Source organism: Blautia sp. KLE_1732_HM_1032 (assembly GCF_025147905.1).
Taxonomy (GTDB): domain Bacteria; phylum Bacillota; class Clostridia; order Lachnospirales; family Lachnospiraceae; genus Blautia_A; species Blautia_A fusiformis.
Window position 1 is genome coordinate 3,555,906 of the sequence record NZ_CP102266.1, and the last position, 15,191, is coordinate 3,571,096.

At 45.0% G+C, this 15,191-nt stretch carries 10 protein-coding genes; 2 read left to right on the top strand and 8 right to left on the bottom strand.

All coding sequences use genetic code 11. The features are described from left to right. Positions 1 to 7 precede the first annotated feature (7 nt). Positions 8 to 502 carry an HD domain-containing protein gene (locus NQ489_RS16715; protein WP_021650269.1) on the top strand — a complete coding sequence of 165 codons (495 nt, stop codon included), beginning with the start codon at positions 8 to 10 and terminating at the stop codon, positions 500 to 502. 99 nt (positions 503 to 601) lie between these two features. Here NQ489_RS16715 and NQ489_RS16720 read toward each other — a convergent pair whose 3' ends face one another. Together NQ489_RS16720 and ileS are read right to left on the bottom strand one after the other, a co-directional pair. After that, on the bottom strand, positions 602 to 3,064 hold the full coding sequence (locus NQ489_RS16720; protein ID WP_021650270.1) for a glycogen/starch/alpha-glucan phosphorylase: 2,463 nt from the start codon (positions 3,062 to 3,064) through the stop codon (positions 602 to 604). Then, positions 3,064 to 6,228: an isoleucine--tRNA ligase gene (gene ileS / locus NQ489_RS16725; protein ID WP_044960556.1), complete on the bottom strand. Its 3,165-nt coding sequence runs from the start codon at positions 6,226 to 6,228 to the stop codon at positions 3,064 to 3,066. The genes NQ489_RS16720 and ileS overlap by 1 nt, the downstream gene beginning before the upstream one ends. Positions 6,229 to 7,020: 792 nt before the next feature. Here ileS and NQ489_RS16730 point away from each other — a divergent pair. After that, positions 7,021 to 8,310 carry a D-alanyl-D-alanine carboxypeptidase family protein gene (locus NQ489_RS16730; RefSeq protein ID WP_021650272.1) on the top strand — a complete coding sequence of 430 codons (1,290 nt, stop codon included), beginning with the start codon at positions 7,021 to 7,023 and terminating at the stop codon, positions 8,308 to 8,310. On the opposite strand, the gene NQ489_RS16735 is transcribed toward NQ489_RS16730, so the two are convergent. The 6 genes from NQ489_RS16735 to NQ489_RS16760 all read right to left on the bottom strand — a co-directional run bounded on the left by NQ489_RS16735 (position 8,287) and on the right by NQ489_RS16760 (position 15,129). After that, a complete protein-coding gene (locus tag NQ489_RS16735) occupies positions 8,287 to 9,243 on the bottom strand; it encodes a 3'-5' exonuclease (protein ID WP_021650273.1) in 957 nt (318 codons plus the stop codon). The genes NQ489_RS16730 and NQ489_RS16735 overlap by 24 nt on opposite strands. Positions 9,244 to 9,313: 70 nt before the next feature. Beyond that, entirely contained in the window at positions 9,314 to 10,276 is a 963-nt protein-coding gene (locus NQ489_RS16740) for a nucleoside hydrolase (RefSeq protein WP_021650274.1), read from the bottom strand. 489 nt (positions 10,277 to 10,765) lie between these two features. After that, complete coding sequence (locus NQ489_RS16745) at positions 10,766 to 11,203, bottom strand: Hsp20/alpha crystallin family protein (protein WP_021650081.1); 438 nt, start codon at positions 11,201 to 11,203, stop codon at positions 10,766 to 10,768. Between the two features lie 418 nt (positions 11,204 to 11,621). Further along, positions 11,622 to 12,368, bottom strand: a complete 747-nt coding sequence (locus tag NQ489_RS16750; protein ID WP_021650080.1) for a YibE/F family protein — start codon at positions 12,366 to 12,368, stop codon at positions 11,622 to 11,624. Next, a complete protein-coding gene (locus NQ489_RS16755; protein WP_044960354.1) occupies positions 12,365 to 13,465 on the bottom strand; it encodes a YibE/F family protein in 1,101 nt (366 codons plus the stop codon). The genes NQ489_RS16750 and NQ489_RS16755 overlap by 4 nt, the downstream gene beginning before the upstream one ends. Before the next feature lie 191 nt (positions 13,466 to 13,656). Beyond that, the gene (locus NQ489_RS16760; protein ID WP_021650078.1) at positions 13,657 to 15,129 is read right to left on the bottom strand and encodes a PTS transporter subunit EIIC; all 1,473 of its coding nucleotides are present in this window, start codon (positions 15,127 to 15,129) and stop codon (positions 13,657 to 13,659) included. Positions 15,130 to 15,191 lie beyond the last annotated feature (62 nt).

Consider the following 15,191-nt stretch of genomic DNA (forward strand, 5'->3'; position numbering starts at 1 on the left):
ATTGCCGATGGATATCACGGTGTCGGATGAGGTCTCACAGGAATATCATGAGCTTGTGAAGAACATCCTCTGTAACAGAGAGTTCCTGAAGCTGAGCCTGTACACCCACCACCAGTGGACCACACGGCTCATGCACAGTATCAATGTTTCTTACCTCTCCTGGTTCATTGCCAGGAAGCTGGGATGTGACGAGAAAGCCGCCGCAAGGGCAGGACTTCTCCACGATTTCTGTCCCTATGACTTCAGGGCGAAGACACCGACCGGTGAGCATCAGGCGTTTTATCACCCGAAGGCTGCCGCAGACAACAGTGCCGCACACTTTGATGTCACAGACAGAGAGCTGGATGCGATACTCTCACATATGTTCCCTCTGGGACCTCTTCCACGCAACAGGGAAGCCTGGATCATCAGCTTTGCCGATAAAGCCTGCGCCATCGCGGAAGGCTGCCATATCGCCATTGCACTGGCCAGGCGGAACCGGATCGTCATCAATCCGGCATAATTTTCACACAAAAAACAGGGCCGTCGCCACTTCTGACGCGCCCTGTTTTTGTGTGGAAATTTATTTTATGGTAATACTTTGCAGATTACTTTCTATATCTTAGTTCTCTTTCACAACAACCTTATCCAGATGCCAGATATCATCTACATACTCCTGGATAGTTCTGTCGGATGTGAACTTACCGCTGCATGCTGTATTGAGAAGTGCCATCTTAGCCCAGCGTTTCTCATCCTTATATGCTTCCTCAACACGCTTCTGTGCCTCTGCATAGGAACGGAAGTCGCCAAGGATGAAGTACTGGTCAGGTCTCGGCATGTTGCGTTTGTCGAGAAGTGAATTGTAGATGTCACGGAACATCTCTGTATCGCTGGAGAAGGTTCCGTTAATCAGCTGCATCAGTACCTGACGGATCTCCGGATCTGTGTTGTAGATGAAGTCCGGATCGTAACCGCCGTTGTTCTCATAGTTGATGATCTGGTCGGAGCTCATACCGAAGATAAATGCATTCTCCTCGCCAACCTCCTGTACGATCTCAACGTTAGCACCATCCATGGTTCCAAGTGTCGGAGCACCGTTCAGCATGAATTTCATGTTACCTGTACCGGAAGCCTCTTTACTTGCTGTGGAGATCTGCTCGGAAACATCTGCTGCCGCAAAAATGATCTCAGCGTTGGATACACGGTAGTTCTCGATGAATACAACCTTCAGCTTGCCGTTGATGGAAGCATCATTGTTTACAACATCTGCCACACAGTTGATCAGCTTGATGATCTTCTTTGCACGTGCGTAAGCTGCGGAAGCTTTTGCACCAAAGATAAATGTTCTTGGATAGAAATCCATCTCCGGATGTGCCTTGATCTGGTTGTACAGATAGATCACATGCAGGATGTTAAGAAGCTGACGTTTGTACTCATGAAGTCTCTTAACCTGGATATCGAAGATAGAGTGCGGGTCAACCTCAACACCATTGTGCTCCAGGATATATTTTGCAAGACGCTCTTTGTTCTTGAACTTGATGGTCATGAACTCCTGAAGAGCCTTCTCATCGTCTGCGTAAACCTTAAGCTTGGAAAGTTGGGAAAGATCTGTGATCCAGTCCGGTCCGATCTTGTCTGTTACCCAATCAGCCAGAAGCGGGTTTCCATGAGCAAGGAAACGTCTCTGTGTGATACCGTTTGTTTTGTTGTTGAACTTCTCAGGCATCATCTCATAGAAATCCTTCAGCTCCTGATTCTTGAGGATCTCGGTATGAAGGCGTGCAACACCGTTTACAGAGTAGCCTGCAACGATCGCAAGGTGAGCCATCTTAACCTGTCCGTCATAGATGATCGCCATCTTCTTGATCTTCTCGAAGTTTCCAGGATATTTCTGCTGGATCTCAAGAATGAAACGACGGTTGATCTCCTCGATGATCTGGTATACACGCGGAAGCAGTCTGGAGAACAGCTCGATCGGCCATTTCTCAAGTGCCTCGGACATGATGGTGTGGTTGGTGTAAGCACAGCATTTTGTTGTGATATCCCATGCCTGATCCCAGCCAAGACCTTCCTCATCGATAAGAATACGCATCAACTCTGCAACTGCAACTGTCGGATGGGTATCATTCATCTGGAATACAACCTTCTCATGAAGCTTTGTGATGTCATCGTGTGTTTTCTTATATTTGGCAATCGCTGCCTGAAGGCTGGCAGATACGAAGAAGTACTGCTGTTTCAGACGAAGCTCTTTACCTGCCATATGGTTATCATTCGGATAAAGTACCTCAACGATAGTACGTGCAAGGTTCTCCTGCTCTACTGCATTGTGATAATCACCCTTGTCAAAAGAGTCAAGGTTGAAGTCTACGATCGGCTCTGCATCCCAGATACGAAGTGTGTTTACAACATCATTGTTATAACCTGTGATCGGCATATCGTAAGGAACAGCCTTAACTGCCTGATATCCTTCATGGATGAATTTATTCTCGTTCTTCACCGGATCCCACTCAACGCGTACATATCCGCCGAAATGAACCTCTTTTGCATACTCCGGACGACGGAGCTCGAAAGGATAGCCGTTCTTCAGCCAGTTATCCGGTGCCTCTACCTGATAACCGTCACGGATCTCCTGCTTGAACATACCATAACGGTAACGGATTCCGCATCCGTATGCACAGTAGTTCAGAGTTGCAAGAGAATCCAGGAAGCATGCTGCCAGTCTTCCAAGTCCACCGTTTCCAAGAGCCGGATCCGGCTCCTGGTCTTCAATGCAGTTAATGTCAAGTCCAAGCTCCTCAAGAGCCTCCTTAACCTCGCCGTATGCACCAAGGTTGATCAGGTTGTTTCCAAGGGCACGGCCCATAAGGAACTCCATGGACATATAATATACGATCTTCGGGTCCTGTTTTTCATACGCCTTCTGGCTCTTGAGCCAGTTGTCAATGATCACGTCCTTCACAGTGTAGCTTACAGCCTGAAAGATCTGCTCCTGTGTAGCCTCTTCCAGTGTTTTTCGATAAAGGAATTTTACGTTTTCTTTTACACTTTTTTTGAATTCCTCTTTCTCAAACTGCTTGTCAATCATTAGTTTTCCTCCTGTACTTTGGATACTCCCAGTGTTACAGCCTCTTTGTTGATGTTCCACTCCTTGGTGTAACCCTCTGCTTCTCCCAGAATAATGTTTTCTGCCAGTACTTCACGTTTGATCTCATCCTGGTTTGCTTTCATGATATCCATGATCTTATCGTTATCTTTTGCATAGACAATGATCTTGTCCATGACTTCGAAACCAGCCTCTTTACGCATAGTCTGAATCTTGCTGATGATCTCGCGGACAAAGCCCTCCTGGATCAGTTCAGGTGTAAGGTTTGTATCAAGGACAACGGATGTCTCACCGTCTGTCTCTGTCACATAGCCCTCGCTCTGGGCTGTTTCGATCAATAAGTCTTCCTCTGCAAGCTCGACTCTGTTTCCGGCAATATCAAGAACGAGAACACCATTATCTCTCAGCTCTTTCATTGCTGCGGTTCCGTCGATCTCGGAGAGTGCAGTACGGATGCCGTTCAGAAGCTTGCCGTATTTCGGTCCTACTGTACGAAGCTGCGGCTTGAAGCTGTAAGAAATGAAGGACTCTACATCATCTGCGAATTTCACTTCTTTTACGTTAAGCTCATCTGCGATGATATCTGTGTAGAATTTATCCATAGCTTTCTCAGCTTTTACATACATGGTTCCGATCGGCTGACGGTTCTTGATGTTTGCGGTATTTCTGCATGCACGTCCGAGAACAACGATCTCAAGAAGCTCTTCCATGTTTGCCTCAAGATCCTTGTCGATCCATGCTTCGTTTACCTCCGGGTAATCGCAGAGATGGATACTCTCCGGAGCGTCTGCATCAATGCTTCTTACAAGGTTCTGGTAGATATCCTCAGTCATGAACGGGATCATCGGAGCTGCAGCCTTGGCAACTGTTACCAGCGCTGTGTAAAGTGTCATGTAAGCATTGATCTTATCCTGCTCCATGCCCTTTGCCCAGAAACGCTCACGGCTTCTTCTTACATACCAGTTACTCATATCGTCAACAAATTCCTGAAGTGCTCTTGCAGCCTCCGGAATCTTGTAGGAATCAAGATCCGCATCGACAGTCTTCACCATGGTATTCAGCTTGCTGAGCAGCCATTTATCCATAACCGGAAGCTTATCGTAATTTAAAGTATATTTAGTTGCATCAAAATTGTCAATGTTCGCATACAGTACGAAGAATGCGTAGGTGTTCCACAGAGTGCTCATGAACTTTCTCTGTCCCTCTACAACTGCCTTGCCGTGGAAACGGTTCGGAAGCCATGGAGCACTGTTGATGTAGAAATACCAGCGGATCGCATCTGCGCCGTATTTGTTCAGTGCGTCAAACGGATCTACGGCATTTCCCTTGGACTTACTCATCTTCTGTCCGTTCTCATCCTGTACATGTCCCAGAACGATTACATTCTTATACGGAGCCTTGTTGAAAAGCAGTGTGGACTCAGCAAGAAGGGAGTAGAACCATCCTCTTGTCTGGTCAACAGCCTCGGAGATGAAGTCTGCCGGGAACTGCTGCTCGAACAGGTCTTTATTCTCAAATGGATAATGATGCTGTGCAAAAGGCATTGCTCCGGAATCGAACCAGCAGTCGATTACCTCCGGTACACGGTGCATGGTCTTGCCGCAATCCGGACACTTCATGGTGATATCATCAATGTATGGACGGTGAAGCTCGATGGTCTTCGCACGCTCGTCACCACTCTTCTCATAGAGATCCTGGCGGCTTCCCACGGATTCCATATGTCCGCACTCACACTGCCAGATATTCAGTGGTGTTCCCCAGTAACGGTTTCTGGAAATACCCCAGTCCTGAACGTTCTCAAGCCAGTCACCGAAACGTCCCTTACCGATGCTCTCCGGAATCCAGTTGATAGTATTGTTGTTACGGATCAGATCATCCTTTACTGCAGTCATCTTGATGAACCAGGACTCACGTGCATAGTAGATAAGCGGTGTGTCACATCTCCAGCAATGCGGATAATCATGCTCGAATTTCGGTGCGTCAAAAAGCTTGCCCTCTTTGTCAAGGTCTGTGAGAACCATCGGGTCCGCTTTCTTTACGAATACACCTGCGTATGGTGTCTCTTTGGTCATGTTACCCTGTCCGTCTACGAACTGTACGAACGGAAGGTCATACTCACGTCCGACACGGCTGTCATCCTCACCAAATGCAGGTGCGATATGAACGATACCAGTACCATCACTCATGGTAACGTAGTTGTCACAGGTTACGAAGTGAGCTTTTTTGTGCTGTTTTGCTGCAGCCTCTCCTGTACATGCAAAAAGCGGCTCATATTCTCTGCGCTCAAGGTCTGTTCCTTTATATTTCTCAAGGATCTCATATGCAGGCTCATCATCCTTTGCAAGCTTGCCGAGAACCTTGTCCAGAAGTGCCTCTGCCATGTAGTAGGTATAGCCGTCTGCTGCTTTTACCTTACAGTAGATCTCATCCGGGTTTACACAAAGTGCAACGTTGGATGGAAGTGTCCATGGTGTTGTTGTCCATGCCAGGAAGTATGCGTCCTCACCAACAACCTTGAAACGCACGATCGCAGAGCGCTCTTTAACAGTCTTGTAGCCCTGAGAAACCTCCTGTGCGGAAAGCGGAGTTCCACAGCGTGGGCAGTAAGGAACGATCTTAAAGCCTTTATAAAGGAGACCTTTTTCCCAGATCTCTTTCAGCGCCCACCACTCGGACTCGATGAAATTGTTGTCGTATGTTACATACGGATGCTCCATGTCAGCCCAGAAACCAACGGTAGATGAGAAATCCTCCCACATTCCCTTGTATTTCCATACGCTCTCCTTACACTGCTGAATGAACGGCTCCATTCCGTACTCCTCGATCTGCTCCTTGCCGTCAAGGCCAAGCTTCTTCTCAACCTCAAGCTCAACCGGAAGTCCGTGAGTATCCCATCCTGCTTTTCTCGGAACCATGTACCCCTTCATTGTACGGTATCTCGGGATCATATCCTTGATAACTCGTGTCAGAACGTGTCCGATATGTGGTTTACCATTTGCGGTAGGCGGTCCGTCATAGAATGTGTATGTCTCGCCCTCTTTACGGCTATCCATACTCTTTTCGAAAATCTTGTTGTCTTTCCAGAATTTCTCGACTTCTTTTTCACGGTCAACAAAATTCAGATTCGTGTCAACTTTACGATACACAATATTTACCTCCTGTGTCTGATTACTGGCTGCTGCCTCATCTGTAAGGCCACAGCGGATTGTTTCTTCACAGATACCTGTTCGTGCCAATGCTTCGGGCACTTATAAAAAAAGACCCCATCCTGTAAAAGGACGAAGTCTGATTCGCTGTACCACCTGTTACATTATACGGGCCTGTGTCCGGATCCCTGCGTCTTCTGCTGTGTTCTTATGCTCTGTGTTATGGCGCGGGCTGTTGTTCCATGTCTGTTCATGGCGGACAATTCTTTGTATCTGCCGATATATGTTCCCTGTAACGGAGGAAATCCGTCAGTTCTTACTTAATGATCATCTGTATATCAGATATTCTTCCGGCTACTGCCGGACAACTTCGGAACTGAAGCTCAGGAGTGATATTCCGCCATATTTACTCGTCCCGGGCTCCCACCATCCCCGGTTCGCTGCAAGCTTTCCATATGGCCTACTGTCTCCATCACAGCTTTTTCTATATACGCTGTCTATTATAGGTTGGGGAAAATCCATATGTCAAGTGTTTTCAGGGATTTTTTCTTATTATATGTATGTTCACTTCTTCTTAATGGAATTTTCACAGACTGCAAGTGGTTTTTCCGGGAGGAAAGTGGTATACTACTACAGAATCTTGAGGGCAAAAATACAGCGTTTCATTAATACAATGCTATAATTAATGAAATACTGCACCTCATCACAAAACGGGCAAGATTTTTTCGGTTACTGATCCTCAAATGAATAATAACCTTCTCGCCCGGATTTATCACTGAAAGGTATCTTGTTATGAAAAATATGAAAAAACGATCCTTGCGCCGGATCTTTGCAGGCATTCTCGGCATAGGGATCCTGCTCACAGGCGCAGCTCCCTGCGCGGCTGCTGCCTATGGATACGATGAATATGGTGATCCTATCGTCACTGCCACACCGGTTCCTGATGGTCAGGCCGCAGCAGTCACGCCTGCTCACTCCAGCTATTATTCACAGGCTGCCGACACCGATTCCATTGACGGGTGGCCCAAAGGTCCCGGCATCGAAGCACAGGCTGCAGTCCTTATGGACGTAAATACAGAAGCCGTTCTTTATTCCAAAAATGCGGACACACAGCTCTACCCTGCCAGCATCACGAAGATCCTGACTACACTGCTTGCCTGCGAAAATCTGAACGCTAAGACAAACATTACCGTATCTGAAAAAGCTTCCACCAGTGTAACTGCCGGAGATTCCAGTATTTATGCTGCTCCCGGTGAAAAATTCACCAGGGATCAGGCCCTGATGGCTGTCATGCTCCAGTCCGCTAATGAAATGTCTGTCGCCGTTGCGGAAGAAGTTTCCGGCTCTGTAAAGAAATTCGCAGAACTCATGAACTGGCGCGCCAAGCTTTTTGGCTGCAAGAACACACACTTTAATAATCCCAACGGTCTTCCGGATGAGAATCATTACACCACAGCCTCCGACATGGCAAAGATCGCCAAATCCGCCTGGCTGAATCCTCTTTTCCGGCGATACTGCACCAAACGTTATTACGAGATCCCGCCTACCAATAAATTTGCGGAAGCCCGCCAGCTGCTCAATCATCACAAGATGATGAAAAACGGCGAATATTATTATGAAGGCGTCCGTGGCGGAAAAACAGGCTACACGGATGCATCCGGCAACACACTTGTCACCTACTGCAAACGAGGAAATATAACGCTGGTAGCCGTGATCCTGAATTCTACTTCCGCGGCAAATGCTTACAGCGATACCGCTTCTCTTTTTAATTATGGTTTTGAAAATTTTGAAAAGGTGGATATGAAGGTGTCCATGGAGCCAGTCCCGTTTAAGGTACTCCCTTGTGACAAATATATCCTTAAGAATAACGGAAACACCTATCCGTTTTATTATCAGACAAAGGTTTATGTGACTCTTCCAAAAGGTATCAAAAAATCACAGCTTAACAAACGCCAGGCCGTTCTTCAGAATGCTGTCGGCCCATTGCGTCTGAAAAGCAAATATTATTATAAGAAACAAATGGTCGGATGGGGAATGCAATACGAACGAAACATCGTATCAGATCTTCTCCTGACTTCGTAACATTTTCCTGCGGCGGAGAGATTCGTGCTTTTCACGGATCTCATCCGCCGCTTCTGTATCTTCTGCTCTCAGGGTCTTCACCCCGAAATATTTTCCCTCATCGGTTTTTCGGATCCGGATCTTTCCGGCAACAGGTCCATGCTCATGGCAAAGGGCAAGGCTGTAATACACCTTGGAATTGTTGGTACTGAACCAGCGGATCTTCCTCTTGGCAGGGCATCTGCAAATAGGACACATGGTACTTACCATGGTACGATCCTTCATCAGACGCTCCTTTGATACAAATTCCCTGGACACAAACTTGTCATGGTCTGTATAGGAAATATAGATCTCGCTGTCTCTGGATTTTGGATTCTGATATACATCCAGGGACGGATGGCGGATCATGCAGGCTTCATCGATCTCCAGGAGTATCCTGGCAGTATAGCTGGCGTCTGCCAGTGCCCGGTGAAAATCCCGGTTTTTGGGAAGCTGCAGGTAGTCTGTGGCATATTCCAAGGAACGCCTGGATATTCCATCCTCGAATTTTATGCTGAAAAGTTTCTGCACATCGTAGTAATGCACCGGCCCTGGCATCAGCTTCAGAAGATTATAGTATTTCATATTGCGCTGAAGTTCCATCACATCCTGGTCTCCCCAGGTAAAAAAGCGATACTCCTCCCCGCACCATTCCAGAAATCTGCGGATTGCCCTTGGAAAAGGGATGCCTTTTTCCAGTTCATGATAATCTACGTGGATCACTTCATGGATACTGTCGTGGATCCAGTGGTACACTTTGGGCTTGATCAGGCACTGAAAGGTATCAACGATCTCTCTTTTTTCATTTAATTTTACTGCCCCGATCTCTATGATCTCAAACGGGAGCCGACTATCCGGATGTCTTCTTCCATCCGGATTCTGGTTCCATTCCAGGTCAAATACAATATAGTTCATGGGTTTTCTGTCCTCTTATCTGACTGCTCAGCTGCTTCATAAATGCAGCTGTTTCCGGATCGTTGTCCGGCTATTTCATATTTTTGCATTCGGACACAGAATAAATCGCTTCAAACAGCTCCTGCTGGAAGCTTTCTGTATCTGCATCTGTCAGAATCATATCTTTCATTTCGTCTTCTTCGTGTAGCCACCAGCGGAAATCGCATAATGTGGCACCCCGTCCGGCACCGTCTGAACAATCCACATCCAGGAATACTTTTTCTGTTTTAAAGAACTCCGGATGGATGAGATACATAAACGGTACAGCAGCATGGATACTTGCAACGCAGCGATATTTAGAAAAATTTTCAAGTACGTAGCCAGCCATATCTCCACAGGCTCTGGCTGCCGGATCACCGGACTGGCACAGCTTCATGATCTGGTTTCTGGTGAGATTACATTTCAGGGTAGCATCCAGTCCACACATGATCAGTGGGATTCCGGAATCGAATACAATCTTTGCCGCCTCCGGATCTGCGTAGATGTTGAATTCCGCTGCCGGTGTGATGTTTCCGCCTTTTGCTGCGCCGCCTGTAAATACGATTTTTCTGATCTTATTCTTTATTTCAGGAAAAACCTTCAACAGAAGTGCAAGATTAGTCATTGGTGCAGTTTCGATCATTACTACCTGCTCGCCCTCCGGAATGGCATTCAGAATGTCACGTATAAAAAGCACTGCATTATCAGAAGCAGCCTCTGATTTTGCTTCCGGCAGTACGCAATGGCCAAGCCCTGTCTCTCCGTGGAATTCTTCCGCATAAATTGCCGCTTTCACAAGAGGACGGTCCTGGCCTCCTGCCACCGGAACCTTCAGTCCGTAAAAATCCACCAGCTCCAGTGCATTTTTGGTCACTCTTTCTATCCTGGTACTTCCTGCAGATGTCGTCACTGCAAGCAGCTCCAGTTCATCCTGATGTGCTGCCGCATATGCCAGTGCGATCCCGTCATCGATTCCGGGATCACAGTCCATGATAACCTTGATCTTATCTCCCATATATTCACCTCTGTAAAAACTCTTTCCCCAATTTTATAGTATTGCCGAATTTCCGCTGTTTACCTGTTCCAAGTATAACAGAGTGAGGAAAGAGTGTAAAGTTAATCAGAATTCGTTACTGTTCACTCCGTTCTCAGCAACACGCTTCGCGATGCACAGAATTTATGCTGATTGCATAAATTCGCGCGGTATGTCTCGGGTTTTCTGTGACCTTCGCTCACACAAAACACCTCGCGGAATATTATCAGTAAACAGTAATCAGAATTCACCTCTGTACTTCAGGCTGAAACGTAAAGAACCCCTCTGCCGGACATTGGCAGAGGGGTGGAAAAAAGGGGGTTATATTCATTTATATAAACAAATGCAATGTGCAATTTGGAGCTTTAATATTTGCAATATCCGTTTGGGTTGTTCCGGATATTGTTATTATGCTATATTCCATCACCCGGAGCTTGCAATCCAGTACCGGCGCTTCACAATAAATGCTGATCAATCAATAGAAACAAATTTCTTCTCTTCTGCTTCTTTCTTGGTTTCTTCCTTCGGGAAGGTTACATGAAGGATTCCGTTCTCATATTTCGCATGGATATCTTCATGCTTAATGCTCGAGCCTACATAAAAGCTTCTGTTGCAGGTTCCTGTATAACGTTCTCTGCGAACATATTTACCTTTATCATCCTTCTCGTCCTTCTTCTCTTCTCTGGTTGCCTGAATGTTCAGATAACCATTCTTCAGCTGGATCTTCACATCCTCTTTCTTAAATCCCGGAAGATCGATCTCCAGTTCATAATTGCCATCTACATCAAGGATATCTGTCTTCATCATATCCTTCACCTGAGGATAAGCATTGGCAGCTGCCTGACGGCCTGTCGGATATCCCATAAAATCATCAAATAAATCTTCTCCGAAAATACTTGGCATTAACATAACTCATTCCTCCTGATCTATATTCGCTGCGTGCTGCGCAGGCGTTTTTAGTTTACTGTTTCTGAAAACATCTGCAAATTCTGTAAGAACTTTCTCCGGAAGATTTCTTTTTTCTCTCTTCCTTTGTTCTGTATGTACTATAACACGCATTATTAGCACTGTCAATAGGCGAGTGCTAATTTCACACTTTCTTCACATTTCACGTAATTTTACGATCCATTTTTCCGATACATATGTCTGAAGCGCCGAAGATAGAAGGACTCCCAGGATCAGAAATGGAACTGCCTGTAAAAACACTCCCATAAATACATAAATATAATAACTGCTTTCATAAAAAAGAGCCCACGTCTGCTGAATACAGAAAAGAACATCTGTATCGGGACCATGGATTCCGTATTCAGTGCAGTGGAGATATGCTTCATGAGATCTGTCGAATAATACATTTAATCGATACCGGGACGGTAATAAGGCAGGCTACCGCACCAGATAGCATGGCTGCAACATCCTGGAATAGGAACTGGGAATTAAGAATGATCTCTAGGCTATATTGCTGTGTCTGAATGTATGAAAATAATAAAATAGTTCCTCCAAGATAAGCAAACAGCAACGTATTTACCGTTGTACCGATAATTTCTTTCCCAACCTGATAGCCGGAAGCTGTAAGCTCTTTCGCTGTCAGACTGTTTTTATGAGTCCAGACTTCATATACAGAAGATGTTACAGATAATGCTGTATCGATAACAGCCCCAAGAGTACTGAAAACAGTTACAAATATTCCTACATGAAGCATGTTAATATGAAGGTCCGTACTGTAATAATACATAAAATCGTCTTCCGAAATCTGCAGCTCATTTAACCCGTAACTTCCTGATCTCCACGTAATAATATAAATCGGAATAAACAAAAGTAAAATTACCAGCAGTGTAGCCAGAAAAGCCGCCCGCGTCTTTGGATTATTTCCGTTCTGATAAAACAGAGAAATATAACAGACACCTGCACCTGCCACCAATATCAGGAGCAGTACAGGAAAACCGGCAGACATCAGCATAATTGAAAAAAATAAAATTACAATATTCCCCGCCAGTGTCATAATTGACATGGCTCCACGCTCTCCGCCAATCAAGATCACCAGAAAAATTAAAATCAATGCAAGAAAAATGATCATTCTCTGACACCCCTTTTCCGTGATGGTATTTTCATAATCGCTGAAGCAATAAAAACAGATACCGGTATTGCCAGTACAATTCCAATACTTTCTATCAGAAAACGACAGATATCATATGGAATGTGGTATCTCACGATCGTTATAAAACTTATATCATTATTCATCTTAAGTATGAACATGGGAATCATGCCGCTTGCCAGAACAAACAGCAGTACATTTATCATGGTTCCCATAATATCATATCCGATTTCACGACCGGAATGTATCAGTCTTCTCAGAGAAACCGATGGATTTTTCCGCACGATCTCTCCTACTGCTGCGCTGATCGTCACCGTCACATCCATAATTGCACCAAGTCCTGTCAGCATAATATCTGCCCAGAATATATCTGCTGAATTGCCTGTACTTCCAAGGTATTCCAGATTGGAATAATCCAGATCTCCGTACATATAAATAGAAAATTCAAACAATGCCATGATCAGAAACAGAACACACAGTGTTGAAAGAACTGAGGAAAATGTTTTTCTATGAATTCCATTTAAGCAGATCAATGTAGTCAGTGAAAAAAGAACTGCGATGACATTACAGATATTTAAAATATTTTTGCCTTCTGTAAAAGCCTGAAATCCATACGCAAATATGACTGTATTCAGTATCAGTGATATGATCGTGTAAAATCCCTGCTTTCCTGTAATGCAGATCAGAAGAAAAAATAATCCTCCTGCCAGTAATGCCAGATACCCATCCCTTTTTACAGAACGTATCGTTTTTCCGGGGCTTTCCTTTGAACCGCTTAAAAGAACGGTGTCTCCTTTATGATATTTCTTGGTCTGAACCTGAGAAGATGTATATTCATTAGAGACCGTTATTTTTTCCCCTTTATGCGAACCGTTTAATATCCGTGCCGTAATATTCTGAGTATAATAATATTCTTTTGAGCCCCTGGTTCCTTCTCTGCTCAGAGTCTGTTTTTCTGTTACGGAACATATTTTTGCCAGCGGTGTATGATAAAATCGGGAATTACAGCAGGTAAACAGAACAAAAATAATATATATGCCGGCTAAAAGATATTTTTTGTGAAATATGCAGGATTTCATTAACTTCATTCCCCCTGTAGAAATATTGCAATTGTAAACGCACTGACCGGTTGCTTTTTATCGAAGTAACATTCTACGCTTTTTGAAAGTATTGGTCAATATAAGGTATACAAAAAACAGCAGCAGAACCGTTTTCACAGTTCTGCTGCCCCCATAATTATTTTAACAAATACCTAACTCCAAAAAAGCCATTATTTACAAAGCGCAGAAAATGCATCTGCAACAAACTGAACCTTGGTTCCGATAATAACCTGTACAGAAGTTTTTCCAGGTTTGATCACGCCTGCAACACCTGCAGATTTGATCACCTTATCATTTACAGCTGTAATATCCTTAACCTCAAGTCTCAGTCTTGTGATGCAGTTATCGATGCTTGTGATGTTCTCTTTTCCGCCACAGCCTTCCAGGATCTTTGCGGCAATAGCAGTATAGTCATCATTTGCAAGCTCAATATTCTTCTCTGCCTCAAGATCATCATCGTCTTCTCTTCCCGGAGTCTTCAGATCAAATTTCTTGATGGCAAAAAGGAATACAACATAGAATACGATAAATGCTGCAATTCCAAGAGGAAGGATGAGCCATGTCTTCTGTGCTGCCGGAAGTGAGGATGAGAAAAGTAAATCCATCGCACCGGCGGAGAAGCTGAAGCCTGCACGGAATCCAAGAGCAACTGTGATCATGGTAAAGATACCGTAAAGTAATGCATAAATTACATAAAGGCCAGGAGCAAGGAACATAAATCCAAACTCGAACGGCTCAGTTACACCACAGATAAATGCACAGATCGCTGCAGATGCAACAAGACCGATGGCAACTTTTTTCTTTGCAGGTTTCGCACATCTTACCATTGCAAGTGCTGCACCAGGAATACCAAACATCATACATGGGAAGAATCCGGACATGTACATTCCAAGGCTCCAGGATACATCTGCAGAGGTTTCACCTGCCCAGAAGTGCTGAAGATCACCAAGTCCGATGGTGTCAAACCAGAATACATTGTTCAGTGCGTGATGTAATCCGGTAGGGATCAGCAGACGGTTCAGGAATGCATAGATACCTGCACCAACAACATCCATACCTGCAACTGCTTTTCCTAATGCTACAAGTGCACTGAAAAGTAATGGCCACACAAACAGTAATACAGCAGATACGATAATGGAAACCACTCCTGCGATGATCGCTACGCAGCGCTTGCCGCTGAAGAATGACAGCCAGTCAGGAAGCTTGGTGCTCTTGAATTTGTTATAGCATGTAGATCCGATGATACCGGCAAGGATTCCGATAAAAGGATTCGCAATTTTGTCAAATGCAAGAGTCTTTGTTGCACTGTCAGCGATTGATGGCATGATGGTTGTAACAAATCCTGTAGAAAGAAGTGTTGTGAGCATCAGCCAGGATGCAAGTGCAGCAATTCCGCCGGTTCCGTCATTCTTTTCTGACATACCGACACCGACACCGATAGCAAAAAGGATTGCCATGTTGTCGATCAGAGCTCCGCCTGCCTTAACCAGAAACAGACCGATCAGATTGGCTGCGCCATGAATGTCTCCACCCTGCATAGTTGCCGGACATAACCAGTATCCGATACCCATGAGGATACCACAGATTGGCAGTACTGCCACCGGAAGCATTAACGCTTTTCCCAGTTTTTGAAGAAATTTCATATATTTCCCCTCCCTTAAAATAAATATATTTGACCGGATCACTCCGGTTATAACACCCCGAA

Coding starts and splice junctions, on each gene's coding strand:
- NQ489_RS16750 (WP_021650080.1), bottom strand. CDS start 12,368: ATGATCATTTTTCTTGCATTGATTTTAATTTTTCTGGTGATCTTGATT.
- NQ489_RS16715 (WP_021650269.1), top strand. CDS start 8: ATGGATATCACGGTGTCGGATGAGGTCTCACAGGAATATCATGAGCTT.
- NQ489_RS16730 (WP_021650272.1), top strand. CDS start 7,021: ATGAAAAATATGAAAAAACGATCCTTGCGCCGGATCTTTGCAGGCATT.
- NQ489_RS16760 (WP_021650078.1), bottom strand. CDS start 15,129: ATGAAATTTCTTCAAAAACTGGGAAAAGCGTTAATGCTTCCGGTGGCA.
- NQ489_RS16720 (WP_021650270.1), bottom strand. CDS start 3,064: ATGATTGACAAGCAGTTTGAGAAAGAGGAATTCAAAAAAAGTGTAAAA.
- NQ489_RS16755 (WP_044960354.1), bottom strand. CDS start 13,465: ATGAAATCCTGCATATTTCACAAAAAATATCTTTTAGCCGGCATATAT.
- NQ489_RS16740 (WP_021650274.1), bottom strand. CDS start 10,276: ATGGGAGATAAGATCAAGGTTATCATGGACTGTGATCCCGGAATCGAT.
- NQ489_RS16745 (WP_021650081.1), bottom strand. CDS start 11,203: ATGTTAATGCCAAGTATTTTCGGAGAAGATTTATTTGATGATTTTATG.
- NQ489_RS16735 (WP_021650273.1), bottom strand. CDS start 9,243: ATGAACTATATTGTATTTGACCTGGAATGGAACCAGAATCCGGATGGA.